Source organism: Pseudomonas sp. FG43 (assembly GCF_057809175.1).
In genome coordinates, this window is sequence record NZ_JBMDJL010000001.1 from 193443 (window position 1) to 210427 (window position 16985).

The following is a 16985-nucleotide window of genomic DNA, read 5'->3' on the forward strand; positions in this document are numbered from 1 at the left end:
ACTCATCCCAATGATCCGACTTGAAAATATCCTGACCCCCGGCCGTTCATGCGTGAACGTGTCGGGCGGCAGTAAAAAACGTGTACTCGAACAAATTGCCAACCTGATCGGTCGTGAAGTACCGAGCATGGATCAGCAAAGTGTGTTTGAAAGCCTTGTTGCCCGCGAAAAACTGGGATCTACCGGTTTCGGCAACGGCATTGCCATCCCCCATTGCCGCCTTGCAGGCTGTGAAACGCCTGTCAGCGCTGTTATGCGCCTGGAATCCCCCATCGATTTCGACGCCATCGATGGCGCCCCGGTAGACCTGCTATTCGTCCTGCTCGTCCCGGAAGCTGCTACCGATGAACACCTGGAGCTGCTGCGCCAGATAGCCAGTATGCTTGACCGCACAGAAGTACGTGACCGCCTACGCAGTGCCGAAAGCGGTGAAACGCTTTATAAAGTGGTGCTGGACGTACAGAACGGTAACTGATCATGCGCATGATCGTCGTCAGTGGTCGCTCAGGCTCCGGCAAGAGCACAGCTCTGGATGTACTGGAGGACAACGGTTTCTATTGCGTTGACAACCTCCCTGCCGGCCTGCTGCCTGAACTGGCCGAACGCGCCCTGATAAACACCGAACTGGCCGAACCGCTGCTGGCGGTGTCCATTGATGCACGCAACCTCCCGAGCCACTTGACGCGCTTCCCGCAAATGCTCGCCGAGGTTCGTGCACGCAATATCCAGTGCGACATTCTTTATCTGGATGCCGACGAAGCGACCTTGCTCAAGCGGTTCTCCGAAACACGCCGTCGTCACCCCCTGAGCACAGCCAATCGCTCATTGGCCGAGGCCATACACGACGAAACGACGTTGCTGGGGCCGATCATCGATCTGGCCGACCTCAAGATCAACACCACACACCTGAACCTCTATCAACTGCGCGATACCATCAAGCTTCGCCTGCTGAACAGGCCCGAGGCCGGTACCGCCTTCCTGATCGAATCGTTTGGCTTCAAGCGTGGCATGCCTGTAGATGCGGACTTGGTGTTCGATGTTCGCTGCCTGCCCAATCCATACTGGAAGCCGGAACTACGCGACTACTCCGGCCTTGACGCTCCCGTTGTCGAATACCTGGCAGCACAGCCTGATGTCGAGGAGATGTTCCAGGACATTTTTTCCTACCTCAACAAATGGCTGCCTCGCTTCGCTGCCAGCAACCGCTCATACGTCACCATTGCCATTGGCTGCACAGGCGGGCATCACCGCTCCGTCTACCTGACAGAACGTCTGGGTCAGGTGCTGCAACAATCACTCAAGAACGTTCAGGTCCGCCACCGCGACCTAAGCTGAAAGGATTTTCACTGCGATGCCCGCTCGTCAAATCACCATCATCAACAAACTGGGCCTGCATGCCCGAGCTGCCGCCAAGTTCGTGGGCGTCGCAGGCAAGTTTCCCTGCCAGATCAGAGTTGGCCGCTCACCGGACAGCATGGTCGACGGCAAAAGCATCATGGCCGTGATGATGCTGGCTGCCGGCAAAGGCACGGACATTCATCTGCTGACCGAAGGCGAAGGCGAGCAGGACGCCCTGGACGGGCTGGTCGAACTCATCAATAACAAGTTCGATGAAGGCGAGTAAGGCGACTGGCTAATGCCAGGCAGTGAAGAGGCTGGGGCAAAATCCGTGGTGGGGGCCTTGGCCGCGCACTTCACCTTGACTGATCAGCATTACGCCGATTGACATGTTGCTCAATCAGGTACACAACTCGCGTAATGCAGCAGTGGCCAGAAAGCCTGATCGCGAAGCGTAGCGGTGATCCTTCTGAACCTTTTCATCAATCCTGTTCAGAAGATGCTCCGGCAGAGAAGCGTTAAACCTCACCGACTTCCCCAGATAAGGGGTCAAGTCGAAATCAACCAAAGCCCATATGCCATCTGCGTAATCCGGATTACCGAGATGCGCGTCTACTTCTTGCGCCCGAGGTAAAGCCTCATCATCAGCAACGAGCCCCTCCAGGTGCAGCGCCAGTGCTTCATGTACATTTTCAAGCGCTTGCGAGAAGGAGGTACCGGCCGAGAAGCATCCAGGCACATCGGGCACAGTCACACTAAAATCAGAGTCAGCATCTTTATGTATTACAACTGGGAATTTCATTAACGTAATTCTCCCTTGAGAATTAAAGCGCTCGTTACACAGAGCCCTTGAGAGCAGTAACTGTAGATTTGAGAGCCCCGTAAGGCCAATCAGTCGCCCAGCACCACTTTACTGACACCCTACCGGACATTCGGTAGTCACTCCGTACTCACTTCAGGCCGGCGCTTTTCAATATGTTGTGTAGCGTTCCTTTAGCTATTTCAGACTTGGGGTGCGGAACAGTTACCCGGCCTTTTTTGGTTGGATGTTTGAACTGATGATGACTTCCCTTCACCGCCACTTCAAACCATCCATCCGCCTCAATCATTTCAATCAAATCTCGACTTCGCATCTGCCCACTCATCACGCCTTATGTTGTGTACGATACACACGCATAATGGCTTCGTCAAAGCAGAATACACACGATACACAATAATTTTACCCGCGCTCTCACGACTGGCGCCCCTTCAAACCAGCGCCGTATCCATCACCATCATTAAACAAAAACCCGCAATCAATCCCAGACTGGCGATCTTGTTATGCCCGTTCAGGCGTGACTCCGGGATGATTTCATGGGTCACCACCAGCAGCATTGCGCCAGCCGCCAAGGCCAGGCCGAATGGGAGCAGTTGCTCGGCAATGCCCACCAGCCATGCACCGAGCAAGGCAAAAAGCGGTTCGACAAGACCAGAGGCCGCACCAATCAGGAACGCCTTGCCCCGCGACATTCCCGCTCCGGCCAGCACCATCGCGATAACCAGCCCTTCGGGTACGTCCTGCAAGGCAATGCCGATGGCCAGGCTGTCGGCCTCCGAGAGACCACCGCCCGCCGAAACGCCAATCGCCATGCCTTCCGGGATGTTGTGAGCCACTATCGCAATCACGAATAGCCAGATTCGCGGGGCGATTGCCGGATGCTCGGCAGTACCGCCCAGCGGTGAACCTCTGGAGACGCTGTAGTCGACCATGAACAGGCACAACGCACCAACGGCGATACCCGCACTGATCAGGGCGCCCGCTCCCCAGGCAGAAAAGCCAAGACCTTCGGCAGCCTCAAGCCCTGGCACGATCAAGGAAAACGCAGTCGCCGCCAGCATGACGCCAGCACCAAAACCGAGTAATCCATCGGACACCATGATGGGCATGTTGCGAATCACCAGCACCGGAACAGCCCCCAGAGCCGTGCCCAATGCACAAATGGCGCCACCCTCCAGCGCCCGCATCAAGCGTGGTTCCAGGTTGAGCCAGGCCAGTCCCTGCGCGACCAGTAATGCCATACCGGCCAACAGCAGCACTGTCCCGATTGCCAGACGAAACAACCGCACACTGCTGATCGTGAGTATTTCCGAACGCATAAACTGCCTTAGGTCTTTTTATTGAAAAATCAGGCCAGAGCGGCCTGGTAGCGCCGGGACACCTCATCCCAATTGATCACGTTGTAAAACGCATTGATGTATTCAGGACGACGGTTCTGGTACAGCAGGTAGTAAGCGTGCTCCCACACGTCCAGACCCAGAATCGGCGTATTGCCATTCATCAGCGGGCTGTCCTGGTTACCGCTGCTTTCGACCACGAGTTTTTTCTCGGGCGTCACGCTCAGCCAGGCCCAGCCACTGCCGAAACGGGTCAGCGCAGCCTTGGTGAAAGCGTCCTTGAAGCTGTCGAAACCGCCCAGTTGCTCATCGATAGCCTTGGCAACCTCGCCTTGAGGAAGACCGCCGCCACCTGGAACCATCACGGTCCAGAACAGTGAGTGGTTGGCATGACCGCCACCCTGATTGATAACCGCCGGGCGCAGTTTTTCAGGCAATTGCTGGACGCTGGCGACCAGTTTCTCGATTGGCCACTCAGCGAACTCGGTGCCCTCGACAGCGGCGTTGAGGTTGTTGATGTAGGTCTGGTGGTGCTTGGTGTAGTGAATTTCCATGGTTTGCGCATCGATGTGCGGTTCCAGGGCGTCGTAGGCATAAGGCAGTGCAGGCAAGGTATAAGGCATATCAATGTGCTCCGTAGAAAAGGCCAGGAGTGGCGGCTGAATCTCGCTGCAACGATGAGCGCGTATGCTCGCCGTTGCTGTTCAGCAATCTATGCGTCCTTGGGTATTCGCCGTGTTCTCCGATGAAGCCCAACAGTTCGGCATAGGTCTTGTTGCTGTGGCGCAGCGCGGCCTCGCGCAAGGCCTTGGGCAGACGCGGCTCCTGCATGGTTTGCAGCAGATGCTGGTGAATCGAGCACAGGTACTCGGCGCTCTCTTCCGGCTGCCCCAGGCTCAAATGCAGATCGGCCAGGTTGTGATGGGAAATGACACAGGCCGCTACCGCTTCATCGGCATCCGGCCAGCGCTCAAACAGCACTTGAGCCAAAGCCAGCGCCTGAAGGTAAAGCTCGCGGGCCTCGACCCACTCACCCTGATTGAAACAGCGATTGGCCAGTTCGATGGTGCGTTTCCAATGCTGCATGACATACCTCCAGGCGGGCTTGAATCAGATGCCGCCAGCAGTGAGTTTTTCGGGATTGAGCAGCACTTCAAGCTGACTGCGCTGCAAATCGGTGTGTTCAAGGGCGACATCGATGATCGGACGCCCTTGCTGATACGCCTTCTTGGCGATCTCGGCGGCCTTCTGGTAACCGATGATCGGATTGAGCGCAGTCACCAGGATCGGGTTGCGTGACAACGCTTCCTTGAGCTTGGCTTCGTTGACCTTGAAGCTGGCAATCGCCTTGTCAGCCAGCAGGCGGCTGGAATTGGCCAGCAACTCGATGCTGCTGAGCAGGTTCTGGGCAATGATCGGCAGCATCACATTCAGCTCGAAGTTGCCGGACTGCCCTGCCACGGTAATCGCCGCATCGTTGCCGATGACCTGCGCCGCAACCATGGCAGTCGCTTCCGGGATCACCGGATTGACCTTGCCCGGCATGATCGACGAGCCAGGCTGCAAGGCTTGCAGCTCGATCTCACCCAGGCCGGCCAGCGGGCCGGAGTTCATCCAGCGCAGGTCATTGGCGATTTTCATCAGGGAAACAGCTGTTGCCTTGAGCTGCCCGGAAACCGCCACGGCGGTGTCCTGGGAACCGATCAGGGCAAAAAGATCCTTGCCGGGCTCGAACTGCACGCCACTCAAAGCGCTCAGGTGCGTGCTGAAACGCTTTGCGAATTCAGGATGCGCGTTGATGCCGGTTCCGACTGCAGTACCGCCTTGAGCCAAGGCCTGCAGGCTCGGTTGCAGACCTTGCAGGTGTTCGATGTTGGCGCGGATCTGCTGAGCCCAACCATTGAGGACCTGGCTCAGGCGAACCGGCATCGCATCCATCAAATGGGTACGGCCAGTCTTGACGAAGGCATGCACCTGCACAGCCTTGTGCTCAGTGACCTGCACCAGATGATTCAAGGCTGGCAGCAATTGCTCATGCAATGCCAGGGCAGCGCTGACGTGAATGGTGGTCGGGATGATGTCATTGCTGCTCTGGCCGCAGTTGACGTGATCGTTCGCGTTGACCGTTTCACCCAGCACACGTGTGGCGAGAGTCGAAATCACCTCGTTGGCATTCATGTTGGTGCTGGTGCCGGAGCCGGTCTGGTAGATATCCACCGGGAAGTGAGTCATGAAATCACCCGCCAGCAGTTCCTTCACGGCGCTGACGATGGCTTTGCTCTGCCCTTCGCTGATCTGCTCCAGCTCAAGATTCGCCTGGGCTGCAGCCGCCTTGGCCAGCAGCAAGGCCCGAATGAATTGCTTGGGCATACGCTGCTGGCTGATCGGAAAGTTATCCACCGCACGCTGAGTCTGTGCGCCATACAAGGCCTCGGCCGGGACTTGCAGTTCGCCCATGCTGTCGCGTTCGATACGGGTATTACTCATCGGAATGTCCTTGCACCAGTTCAGAGAGAGAAATCGAAGGCTGCAAAACGCAGGAAGCCAGTTGATGCACGTAGACTTCCCAGCGCTGCTTGCGTGCGGGAGTGGAGGCCAGCGCTTTCACATCGCGCAATGGCCGCCATGCCTGATCCAGACACAGGCAGCGCCAATGCCACGGCAAGACGGTGTCGCGTGCGGTGTCCATCAACAGGCGGAATGTGGTTTCGGCGATAAGCGTCTGGGGCGTAGCCGTGAAACGCGCCAGATAGCGCCCTTCAGCCAGGTAATGATCGATGAGGCGCTGTTCGTCAGGCTCAAGGGCACAGCGAATCCGCAGACTCAGCCCGCGCCAGTTTTCCAGATAAGGCAGCTCGTGCAACACAGACCCCATGACCGCATCTCATTTTAGAAATGATATTCATTATTGAATGAGATTAAGAATCAAAACAAGTGCGGAGTTGGAGAGGGTCTAAAAGATGAGGGTATGAAAGGAAGAATTGGGATGGTTTTTCGCGAATGAATCCGCTCCTACGGGTGTAGGAGCGGATTCATTCGCGAAGAGGCGTTTTAGCTACCCGCTACAGTCATGCGCTCGATCAGTACCGAGCCTGTGCGAATATTGCTGCGCAACTCAAGATCGCTGCCAATCGCGACAATCTGCTTGAACATGTCGCGCATATTGCCGGCAATGGTCACTTCCTGAACCGGGAACTGGATCTCGCCGTTCTCGATCCAGAAACCCGCCGCACCACGCGAATAATCGCCAGTCACGATGTTCAGGCCGCTGCCCATCAATTCGGTCACCAACAGGCCACGCCCCATGCGCCGGATCAGCGCGGCCTGGTCTTCAGTGCCGTGGGTGACGAACAGGTTATGCACGCCACCAGCGTTCGCCGTGCTGGGCAGACCCAGTTTTCGGCCCGAATAGGTGCTCAGGACATAGGAAACCAGCGTGCCGTTTTCCACGAACGGCTTGGCATAAGTCGCCAGACCATCACCATCAAAAGCAGAGCTGCCCATGGCACGCAGCAGGTGTGGACGCTCATCGATGGTCAGCCACTCAGGGAACAGGCGCTCACCCAGCGTGCCTTCAAGGAAGGAGGACTTGCGATACAGATTGCCACCGGCAATCGCCGACAGAAGACTGCCGAACAACCCACCCGCCATTTCAGCGGAGAACAGCACTGGAACTTCGCAGGTCGGAACAGGACGTGCGCCCAGGCGACTGGCGGCACGTTGCGCAGCCTTGCGACCGATGCTCTGGGCATCGGCCAGCAAGGAGCCGATACGATTGACGTCATACCAGTAATCACGCTGCATCTGGCCTTCGCCTTCGGCGATCATCACGCAACTGAGACTGTGGCGAGTCGAGGCATAACCACCGATAAAGCCGTTGCTGTTGCCATAGACACGGCAGCCCTGGTGAGTATTGAGCGTGGTGCCATCGGCGTTCTTGATCCGGCTGTCGGCGTCGAAGGCTGCCGCTTCGCAGATCAGGGCCTGTTCAATGGCTTGCTCTGGGGTGATGTCCCAGGCATGGAACAGATCGAAATCCTTGTCTTCCTTGGCCATCAGTGCAGCATCGGCAAGACCGGAGCTTTCGTCCTCGGAGGTATGCTTGGCAATCGCCAATGCTGCGGCAACGGTTTCGCGGATGGCATCTGCGCCACTGGCCGAAGTGCTGGCCGAGCCTTTGCGCTGCCCCACGTACAAGGTGATGCCAAAGCCTTGATCGCGGTTGAACTCCACGGTTTCCACTTCACGCTGACGAACGGATGTCGACAGCCCCTGCTCCAGCGACACGGCAACTTCGCAGGCGCTGGCGCCCTGACGCCTGGCTTCGGCAATGATCTGCTCGACCTGTTCCTGCAGCTCGGGCAAGGCCTGAGGGCCGACGCTTTGGGTTGCACTCATGATTTTCTCCATCAAATTCTGCTTTCGGCACACGCCGAATACCGACCGGGCCGGACAAGCGGCCCTCGACTGGTTATCATGGCGGCGTTTATTTGCGGACGGCCCCCATGGTTGATTCTTACGACGACTCCCTCGACGGGGAGAAAAGCAAAAGCCAGGTAAAACGCGAGCTGCATGCTCTGGTTGATCTTGGCGAGCGACTGACGACATTCAAGCCCGATGTGCTGGCAAAGCTGCCTCTGACCGACGCCTTGCGCAAGGCTCTGGCAGATGCGCCCAAACACACGGCGCACATTGCCCGCAAGCGCCACATTCAGTTCATTGGCAAGCTGATGCGCGATCAGGACCAGGAAGCCATTCTGGAATTGCTGGACCAACTCGATGCCTCCACTCGCCAGTACAACGAACGCTTCCACGCTCTGGAGCGCTGGCGTGATCGCTTGATATCGGGCAATGACGGCGATCTGGAAAAGTTCGTCATCGATTACCCGGATGCTGACCGCCAGCAACTGCGCTCGTTGATCCGTCAGGCTCAACACGAAGTTGCACGCAACAAACCGCCGGCCACCAGCCGCAAAATCTTCAAATACATCCGTGATCTGGACGAGATTCAACGCGGTCTGCGTTGATCACGACAGAGTCACGAACGACCGGGGCTGATCGCAAGCGGCCAGCCCCGCTCACCCTCAACCGCCTGTGCCACCCACAGTGATTGCATCAATCTTCAGGGTTGGCTGACCGACGCCTACCGGCACCGACTGTCCATCCTTGCCACACACGCCCACACCGCTGTCGAGCGACAGATCGTTACCGACCATCGACACCCGGCTCATGGCTTCCGGGCCGTTGCCGATCAGGGTCGCGCCCTTGACCGGCGCAGTGATCTTGCCGTCTTCGATCAGATAGGCTTCGCTGGTGGAGAACACGAACTTGCCGCTGGTGATGTCGACCTGACCACCGCCCAGGTTGGCGCAATAAATACCCTTCTTCACCGACGCGATGATTTCCTGCGGATCACTCTCGCCACCCAGCATGTAGGTGTTGGTCATCCGTGGCATCGGCAGATGTGCATAGGACTCACGACGACCGTTGCCCGTGCGGCCCACACCCATCAGGCGCGCATTGAGCTTGTCCTGCATGTAACCCTTGAGAACCCCGTTCTCGATCAGGGTCGTGCATTCGGTCGGGGTACCTTCGTCGTCCACGCTCAGCGAGCCGCGACGCCCGGCCAGCGTACCGTCATCGACGATGGTGCAAAGGCTGGAAGCAACCCTTTCACCGATCCGACCGCTGTAGGCCGAACTGCCCTTGCGGTTGAAGTCGCCTTCCAGGCCATGCCCGACCGCTTCGTGCAGCAATACACCGGACCAGCCGGAACCCAGCACCACAGGCAAGGTGCCCGCTGGCGCCGGAATCGCTTCAAGGTTCACCAGCGCCTGACGCAACGCTTCACGGGCATAGCCCATGGCACGGTCTTCAGATAGGAAATAACGGTAGTCGGTACGCCCGCCGCCGCCATGACCGCCGCGCTCGCGGCGACCGTTCTGCTCGACGATGACGCTGACATTGAAACGCACCAGCGGCCGGACATCGGAGGCCAGCGTGCCGTCGGCGGCAGCCACCAGAATGCGCTCCCAGACCCCGGACATGCTCACCGAAACCTTCTGGATACGCGGGTCCAGAGCGCGGGTAGCAACGTCGACGCTCTTGAGCAGTTCGACCTTCTCGGCACGGGTCAGCACTTCGAGCGGGTTATCCGGTGCATACAACTGGGTCACATCCTGGGAGGTGAATGCCTGAACCCGGCCATTCTGGCCCGCACGGGAAATGGAGCGAGCGGCACGGGCCGCAGTGTTCAAGGCTTCCAGCGTGATTGCATTGCTGTAGGCAAAACCGGTTTTCTCACCCGATTGCGCACGCACGCCAACCCCCTGATCGAGGTTGAAGCTGCCTTCCTTGACGATGCCGTCCTCCAGAGACCAGGACTCCGAGATCATCCCCTGAAAATAAAGGTCAGCCGCATCGATTCCAGGCCCGGCCAGCTCGCCCAGAACCGATTGCAGGCTGTCCAGAGTCAAGCCACCGGGCGCCAGAAGATGTTCGCTGACAGAGGACAAGCCACTCATATTCACTCCGAAGCAGGCCGCACGGCGTCCTGCGAAATAAAGCGCCGGTGACTGGACACCGGCATCCGCGCCCGTATGGACGCCTGTTCTTCACTGTCTCGTTCGGCCAGCAGCACAGCTTCACCCTGTTCCTGCCGGCCCAGCACACGACCCCATGGATCGACGATAGCCGCGTGCCCGTAGGTTTCGCGAGGCCCCGGATGAATTCCGCCTTGCGCGGCCGCCAGCAGATAACACTGGGTTTCGATGGCACGCGCCCTGACCAGAACCTCCCAATGCGCCGCGCCGGTCACTGCCGTGAAGGCCGACGGCGCGGTAATCAATTCAGCCCCGGCTTCGCGCAGGGCGGTGTAAAGCTCCGGGAAACGCAGGTCGTAACAGACACTCAAGCCCAATCGGCCTACGGGTGTGTCGGCAACAACCACATTGTTCCCATGAGCATAGTCATCCGATTCACGATAGCGACCGCGATTATCAGCGACGTCGACATCGAACAAATGCAGCTTGTCATAGCGAGCGACCTGCTCGCCCTGCTCGTCCACCAGCAACGAACAGGCCGTGACCTTGCCATCGGGCCGATCATTGGGCGGCAATGGCAATGTTCCGGCAACAATCCATAACTTGAGGTCACGGGCAGCCAGTTTCAACCACGGCAGGATCGGACCTTGCCCACGGGCCTCGGCGCGACCAATATCGGCAACGTCACGACGCCCCATGGCGGCAAAGTTCTCGGGCAACACCGCAAGGCGCGCCCCGCTCTCGGCAGCTTGCTCCAGCAGCCTGCGAGCCTGGGCAAGATTGCCGAGAACGTCGCTCTGGCTGACCATCTGAATCACGGCAAAAGACATGGCACTTCCCTTACATGGCCTGTCGTCACTGTACTCCATGACGCGCTATTGAGGTTTTTCAAAAGGCTTGTCGAACGTGATCTTCGGCTCTTTCCATGGCCCTTCGACCTTGTACTGCACGCTGGCAAAACGCGCAACGCGATCACCCAATAACTTGTCTACCAGAAACAGCGCGCCACCAATGGCCGGGGCACCGACAATCAGCGCGGCAATCGGCAGATTATTGGTGACCGGCAGGGTGACCAGCAGTTTGGCATCGACGCGGTCACGCACCATATCCAGCGTACCGTTGAGCTCAAGGTTGCTCGACGGGCCGGTCAAGGTAATGGGGTTGCGTGTGACATAAACACCATCACTGGCCACCAGCAGCCCTTTGACCCGGTCGTAACTCAGGCCTTTGCCCAGCAGGTCGGAGAAGTCCAGCCGCAGGCGACGGCCGATCGAGTTGAAGTTCAGCAGACCGAAGACCCGCAAGGCCTGCGCACCACCCTCCACTTCCACGAACTGCCCCTGGCGCAGCGTGGCATCGAGGCTGCCAGAGAAACGCTTGAGCCCGACCCAGGCAGGCGAGCCCGGCCAGCGCCCATCGGCGTCCATCTCGAAACTTTCACTGGTGACCGTGGGTGCAAAACCCCAGGCTTTCAGGACGTCAGCCAGATTCTTGCCACTGAGCTGACCTTTGAACCAACTGCTGCTCGCTCCCGGCGCGCCCTCCCAACTGCCATCGCCCTTCAGCAACAGCCCCTTGAGTTCCAGGTTCATGTCGGACAAGCGAATCCCGGTTGCCGAAGGCCTGATCTTCAAGGCCCAGCTTCCCAGCAATTGCTCGCCCTGATACAGCTGGGCAATCTTGATATCCGTCGCCGGGATCTTGCTCGGGTCGACATCAGCCAGTGGGTCGGGCGGATTTTCGACCACGGCAGCGTTCGGATCGGGAGCAGGCAAGCGTACATACAGCAGGTCAATACCAATCGGAACGGCCTTGCTATCCGGCAGCGTGGCCGAGCCCTTGACCAGCCCGCTGTCCAGCGAAAGCGCCCATACGCTCGCATTACGCTGCAACTGCACACGAACCTGATCCAGCGTCATGCCCATTGCAGTCAGCTTGCCGACCTGCAAGTCCACACCACTGAGCAACTGCCTGGCACTACCGCCCGGATCGTTGCCCGAATAACGCTGAGCAATGGCCTGCCAGGGCGCGACATCCAGCTCAGACAGGTTGCCACGCAGGCGCAAGCCCTTGGCATCGGGAACGATGGCGCTCCCCTGCCCCAGAAACAACTCACCTCGTCCGTCTGCCAACTTGCCGCCTGGAGCGGCAAAAGCCAGATTCGCCAGCCCGCCATAGGACGCCCCGAAACGCCGCTCGGCGCCCTGAAGTGTCATGCGGAACTCACTGGCACGCTCTTCTTCACTGGCCTTGCCGAAGGGAGCCGGCAGATCGACCGCCACACCTTTGAGCCCGGAGTTGATGAGCAAAGAGCTATCGCCCTCATTGAGGGTCAGTTGCAGTTGATAAGGTAAATCGCCCGATACAGGCAACGGCTGGCTGATCCCCAGCCATTCGGTCAGTTTTTTCAGCGTGATCTGCCCGCTGGCAACGACACGGGTCACGTTGGCGCCCGGCTTGCCTTCTGCAACGACCTCCGCCGTCACCGGACGATCGAAGGCCTGGGCACGAATCCCCTTGCCGCTGACGCCCTTGGCACTGTCGAAGCGGAAATCACCTTTGAGCTGGGTAAGCTCCAGCACCGGATCGGCGATCTTCAAGCGCGCGCCCTCGGTACTGAAATCCACGGCGACCTTCGGCTCACCTTCCTTGGCCAGCGGAATATCCAGTTTCAACTTGCCCTTGAGCGGCCCTTCGCCCTGCCAGCCTGCAAATGTACTGCCGGTGCCGATGGGCGCCTCCTGAAGAATCTTCATCCCATCGGCCACAGTGCCGGCAAACTCGCCATCCACCAACAGATGGCTTGGCTGCCCGGCCGGGACATGGGGAATATTCACCAGCACATTGCTGACTTGAGTATCGAGCAATTGTCCTTTGCTGGCCTTGACACGCACGCCGCTGTTTTCGACATACACCTTGCCATCCACGCCCTTGAGCGATGGCCAGCCCGGCTGGAATGCCAGCGTGGCGTCATGCACATCGAAAAACAGGCTGATGACCCGGGCGGTATCCGGCGAGTTCTTGTTCAGCGACCCCTGATACTGGAAGAAACCCTGATTGACCGCTCCCCCGACAACCGCAGTGCGCAGCCATTTATCCAGCTCCGGGCTCAATACGGCAGGCAGGTACTTGCCGGTATAGCGACCGTCGCCATCGACCATGCCGACCCGCAGGTCCATGTAATCTTCCTGATCATTGTTGAAGTGCAGGCGGATCAGGAAGTCAGCCGCAATCTTGCCTTCTTCGCCCAGGACCTTGATGTAAGGAGCAATCAGGGTGAAGCCCTGATCATCCAGCTTCCAGGTCAGACGAGCATTGGCCTTGAGGTAGTGCCAGGGATTCTTGAAGATCGGGTCCAGATGCAACATGAAGTCATCGGTGGCCAGACGCAGTTCACCCTGCCCCAGATCACCACTGATGGCGCCACTGACGTTTCCGGCTGCCGGAGCGCCGTGGTAAGCGTTGAAACCCACCTTGTCCAGATTGGCGGCAAAGCTCAGACGCTTGTCGCCCGTTTCCTGAGGCCGGTAATCGAGCAGAACATTGCGCAGGCCGCCAGTCGCCTTGAGGTTGTTGAGTACCGTCCTGAAACCTTCTGGAAGTGGCGCAACGGAGTCGAGCAGCGGCGTGACGGGCGTCAGGTCCAGCTTGTCGGCCTGAACATGCCAAAGCTCTTCGCGATCAGATGTGGCAGCCGTCCGGGTCAGTTTCAGACGACTTTCCCAGCGATCCTTGCCCAGGCTCATGGCCAGCGAATCCAGAGTCAGATCGAAGCCCGTCTCGCTGCGCTGGAACCAGGCATTGAGGGCCAGATTGTCGACAGTCGCAGGCTTGCGCTCGGCGTATCCCGTCTTGACCTGCGGCGCATTGAGTCGTGCGACAGCGCTCTGGACCGTGCCCTTGCCCCAAGTCAACCAGAACTCGCCACCCGCCTTGAGCGTGGAAACCTTCCATTCACGAGTCAGAGCCTTGGGCAGCCATTTGGCCCAGTCGCTCTGTGGCAGGCTCAGATACAGGTCGGCTTCGCCGTCCTTCCACTGGCTGGCCTGGATACGCGAGCGCAGGTTCAAACTCAGCGGCTGGCCGTCCGGCAGGGTCATGCGCGCATCAAGACGCTGATGATAACTGCCGGTCATCAGGCTGAAGCTGACATAGGTGAGGGTCAGCGGCGACTCATTGAAAGGTTGCAGTGTCACCTGACTGTCGAGCAACGACAGGCGCGACACGATCTGCATCTGGTTGAGCATTTTTTCGGGATCGAGTGGCGCGTTGTCCTGCACCGGCAAGCCCTGGACTGCCCAGGCACCGTCCTTGTCCTGCTTGAGAATGACCTGCAGGCCGCCGACCTCAAGATGCGCGATACGCACACCCCGGGATTTCAGGCTGCCCCAGATATCGGGCAAGACCTTGACCTGATCCAGACGCAAGGCACTGGCGCCCTCGCCAACCATCACATCACGAGCAACCAGCACCGGAGAAAAACCGCTCCAGCTTCCTTCCAGACTCCCGACGCTCAACGGCATGCCAAGCGCAGCACTGGCACGGGTTTCGACATCGACCCGATACTCGGCAACCATCGGCATCAGTTGACGCCCGAGGCTGACATACAAGGCAGCCAGAATCAGCGCCAGCGCGCAAAGACCAAGCCCCCAGCGAGTCAGGGCAGAAAAGAAACGGGACAGACGCTCCATATCAGAAGGCCCTCCGCAATAAAGTTCGCCAGTCAGCCTTGCTGAAATGAACCTGGCTCAATAGTGCAGGTGCGGCCCGGTACAGGTTTTGCTCATTTACCACGCATCATTCTCGTTATAAGGGCTTACGGCTCGCCGGCCTGTGCATCAGGCTTTTACAAAGCGAGCAACTTCAGAGCAGCACCACGTCATATTGTTCCTGCGAATACATGGTTTCTACCTGAAAACGAATGGTGCGTCCGATAAAGCTCTCCAGTTCAGCCACATTACCCGACTCTTCATCGAGCAGCCGGTCCACAACCCGCTGGTTGGCCAATACACGATAGCCCAGCGCCTGATAGGCCCGGGCCTCACGCAGGATTTCGCGGAAAATCTCGTAACAGATGGTTTCCGGCGTCTTGAGCTTGCCGCGCCCCTGGCAGCAGTGGCAAGGCTCGCACAGCACTTGCTCCAGGCTTTCACGGGTACGCTTGCGGGTCATCTGCACCAGCCCCAACTCGGTGATCCCGATGATGTTGGTCTTGGCATGGTCGCGCTCCAGCTGTTTTTCCAGAGTGCGCAGGACCTGGCGCTGATGCTCGCCATCCTCCATATCGATGAAGTCGATGATGATGATGCCGCCCAGATTGCGCAGGCGCAGTTGCCTCGCAATGGCCGTCGCAGCTTCCAGGTTGGTCTTGAAGATGGTTTCTTCCAGGTTGCGATGGCCGACGAACGCACCGGTATTGACGTCGATGGTGCTCATTGCCTCGGCCGGATCGACCACCAGATAGCCACCCGACTTGAGCGGCACCTTGCGCTCCAGGGCCTTCTGGATTTCGTCTTCCACGCCGTACAGGTCAAAGATCGGGCGCTCGCCGGGGTAATGCTCCAGGCGATCGGCAATTTCCGGCATCAGTTCAGCCACGAACTGCGTGGTTTTCTGGAAGGTTTCCCGGGAGTCGATGCGAATCTTCTCGATACGCGGGCTGACCAGATCGCGCAGGGTACGCAGCGCCAGGCCGAGGTCTTCATAAATCACGTTGGGCGGGCTGATGGTCTTGATCTGCTCGCCGATCTGGTCCCACAAACGACGCAGGTAACGAATGTCCATGAGGATCTCGTCGGCACCTGCACCTTCGGCAGCGGTGCGCAGGATAAAACCGCCCGCCTCCTTGATGCCTTCCAGCGCCACGCAATCGCTGACGACTTTCTTCAGCCGTTCGCGCTCGCCCTCGTCTTCGATCTTCAGGGAAATGCCCACATGGGCCGTGCGTGGCATGTACACCAGATAACGCGACGGAATCGACAGTTGAGTCGTCAGGCGTGCGCCCTTGCTGCCAATCGGGTCCTTGGTGACCTGCACGACCAGACTCTGGCCTTCATGGACCAGAGAGCTGATGGTTTCCACAGCCGGGCCTTCACGCATGGAAATTTCCGACGCATGAATGAAAGCGGCGCGATCCAGACCGATATCGATGAACGCGGCCTGCATGCCGGGCAACACCCGCACGACCTTGCCTTTGTAGATATTGCCGACGATGCCCCGACGCTGGGTCCGCTCGACATGGACCTCCTGCAGAACACCGTTTTCCACCACTGCCACCCGCGACTCCATCGGGGTGATATTGATCAGAATCTCTTCACTCATGGCTTTTCACCTTCCAGGCATTGCCAACAGGGTATGCCGAAACTGCCCAGCAGTTCTGCGGTTTCGCACAGAGGTAGCCCAACAACTCCAGAATAGCTGCCATGCAGCTCTTCGACGAAGATCGCTGCCAGGCCTTGAATAGCATAACTGCCCGCCTTGTCCTGCGGCTCGCCACTGGCCCAATAGGCCTGGATTTCAAGGGGTTGAACAGGACGAAAGCGCACGCGACTGGCCACGACACGGGCCTCGCTGCGCTGATGACTGACCAGCGCAATGGCCGTCAGCACTTGATGCTCACGCCCGGACAGCGCGGTCAGCATTGCCAAGGCATCGGCCTCATCGACTGGCTTGCCGAGAATGCGGCCGTCGAGCACTACGGCGGTGTCGGCCCCCAACACGCAAGCTGCCTCATCGTCCAGCAACGCCAGACCGGCTTTAGCCTTGCCAAGCGCCAGACGCTCGACATAGGCCGTCGGGGCTTCATCGATCAGAGGGGTTTCGTCGATTTGCGCACTCAGCGCAGTGAAAGGCACACCGATCTGAGTGAGCAGTTCACGGCGGCGCGGTGAGCCAGAAGCCAGATAAAGCAAGGGCATAAGGACATCTCCGTGTCTGTGACGATGAGCGCAG

17 protein-coding genes are annotated in these 16985 nt (G+C 58.8%); 4 read left to right on the forward strand and 13 right to left on the reverse strand.

Annotated elements, in window-relative coordinates; all coding sequences use genetic code 11:
• The first annotated feature begins 10 nt into the window (after positions 1-10).
• Genes ptsN through ACODS3_RS00905 form a run of 3 tightly spaced genes read left to right on the forward strand, consistent with a single transcriptional unit; the run spans position 11 to position 1624 of the window.
• Positions 11-475, forward strand: coding sequence for a PTS IIA-like nitrogen regulatory protein PtsN (gene ptsN / locus ACODS3_RS00895; RefSeq protein ID WP_201005777.1), 465 nt, complete (start codon positions 11-13; stop codon positions 473-475).
• A gap of 2 nt (positions 476-477) precedes the next feature.
• Positions 478-1335, forward strand: coding sequence for an RNase adapter RapZ (gene rapZ, locus ACODS3_RS00900; protein WP_201005778.1), 858 nt, complete (start codon positions 478-480; stop codon positions 1333-1335).
• Positions 1336-1351: 16 nt separating this feature from the next.
• A complete protein-coding gene (locus ACODS3_RS00905; protein WP_201018791.1) occupies positions 1352-1624 on the forward strand; it encodes an HPr family phosphocarrier protein in 273 nt (90 codons plus the stop codon).
• Positions 1625-1738: 114 nt separating this feature from the next.
• Here the strand turns inward: ACODS3_RS00905 and ACODS3_RS00910 are convergent, their stop codons facing one another.
• From ACODS3_RS00910 to pmbA, 8 genes are all read right to left on the reverse strand, one after another.
• Positions 1739-2140 (reverse strand): type II toxin-antitoxin system HicB family antitoxin, encoded by a 402-nt coding sequence (locus ACODS3_RS00910; RefSeq protein ID WP_201018790.1) that lies wholly within the window; start codon positions 2138-2140, stop codon positions 1739-1741.
• Positions 2141-2288: 148 nt separating this feature from the next.
• Positions 2289-2471, reverse strand: coding sequence for a type II toxin-antitoxin system HicA family toxin (locus ACODS3_RS00915; protein WP_200994626.1), 183 nt, complete (start codon positions 2469-2471; stop codon positions 2289-2291).
• A 115-nt stretch (positions 2472-2586) separates the two neighbouring features.
• Positions 2587-3474, reverse strand: coding sequence for a ZIP family metal transporter (locus tag ACODS3_RS00920; RefSeq protein ID WP_201005784.1), 888 nt, complete (start codon positions 3472-3474; stop codon positions 2587-2589).
• Between the two features lie 29 nt (positions 3475-3503).
• Positions 3504-4115 carry a superoxide dismutase gene (locus ACODS3_RS00925; RefSeq protein WP_201005786.1) on the reverse strand — a complete coding sequence of 204 codons (612 nt, stop codon included), beginning with the start codon at positions 4113-4115 and terminating at the stop codon, positions 3504-3506.
• 1 nt (position 4116) lies between these two features.
• A complete protein-coding gene (locus tag ACODS3_RS00930) occupies positions 4117-4578 on the reverse strand; it encodes a DUF2753 family protein (RefSeq protein WP_201005788.1) in 462 nt (153 codons plus the stop codon).
• Positions 4579-4602: 24 nt separating this feature from the next.
• The gene (locus ACODS3_RS00935) at positions 4603-5979 is read right to left on the reverse strand and encodes a class II fumarate hydratase (protein ID WP_489032848.1); all 1377 of its coding nucleotides are present in this window, start codon (positions 5977-5979) and stop codon (positions 4603-4605) included.
• Positions 5972-6367, reverse strand: coding sequence for a FagA protein (locus ACODS3_RS00940; protein ID WP_489032850.1), 396 nt, complete (start codon positions 6365-6367; stop codon positions 5972-5974). The genes ACODS3_RS00935 and ACODS3_RS00940 overlap by 8 nt, the downstream gene beginning before the upstream one ends.
• A gap of 176 nt (positions 6368-6543) precedes the next feature.
• On the reverse strand, positions 6544-7890 hold the full coding sequence (pmbA, locus tag ACODS3_RS00945; protein WP_489032851.1) for a metalloprotease PmbA: 1347 nt from the start codon (positions 7888-7890) through the stop codon (positions 6544-6546).
• A gap of 107 nt (positions 7891-7997) precedes the next feature.
• Between pmbA and yjgA the strand changes: the two genes are divergently transcribed.
• Complete coding sequence (gene yjgA, locus ACODS3_RS00950) at positions 7998-8519, forward strand: ribosome biogenesis factor YjgA (RefSeq protein WP_117165779.1); 522 nt, start codon at positions 7998-8000, stop codon at positions 8517-8519.
• Between the two features lie 57 nt (positions 8520-8576).
• Here yjgA and tldD read toward each other — a convergent pair whose 3' ends face one another.
• The 5 genes from tldD to ACODS3_RS00975 form a co-directional block, all read right to left on the reverse strand.
• Entirely contained in the window at positions 8577-10016 is a 1440-nt protein-coding gene (gene tldD / locus ACODS3_RS00955) for a metalloprotease TldD (protein ID WP_304575323.1), read from the reverse strand.
• 2 nt (positions 10017-10018) lie between these two features.
• On the reverse strand, positions 10019-10864 hold the full coding sequence (locus ACODS3_RS00960; protein WP_201018786.1) for a carbon-nitrogen hydrolase family protein: 846 nt from the start codon (positions 10862-10864) through the stop codon (positions 10019-10021).
• A gap of 45 nt (positions 10865-10909) precedes the next feature.
• On the reverse strand, positions 10910-14725 hold the full coding sequence (locus tag ACODS3_RS00965) for a YhdP family protein (RefSeq protein WP_489032854.1): 3816 nt from the start codon (positions 14723-14725) through the stop codon (positions 10910-10912).
• Between the two features lie 172 nt (positions 14726-14897).
• Positions 14898-16355 carry a ribonuclease G gene (gene rng, locus ACODS3_RS00970; RefSeq protein ID WP_201005803.1) on the reverse strand — a complete coding sequence of 486 codons (1458 nt, stop codon included), beginning with the start codon at positions 16353-16355 and terminating at the stop codon, positions 14898-14900.
• Positions 16352-16951: a Maf family protein gene (locus tag ACODS3_RS00975; protein ID WP_201018784.1), complete on the reverse strand. Its 600-nt coding sequence runs from the start codon at positions 16949-16951 to the stop codon at positions 16352-16354. Before ACODS3_RS00975 ends, rng begins: the two co-directional genes overlap by 4 nt.
• Positions 16952-16985: the final 34 nt, after the last annotated feature.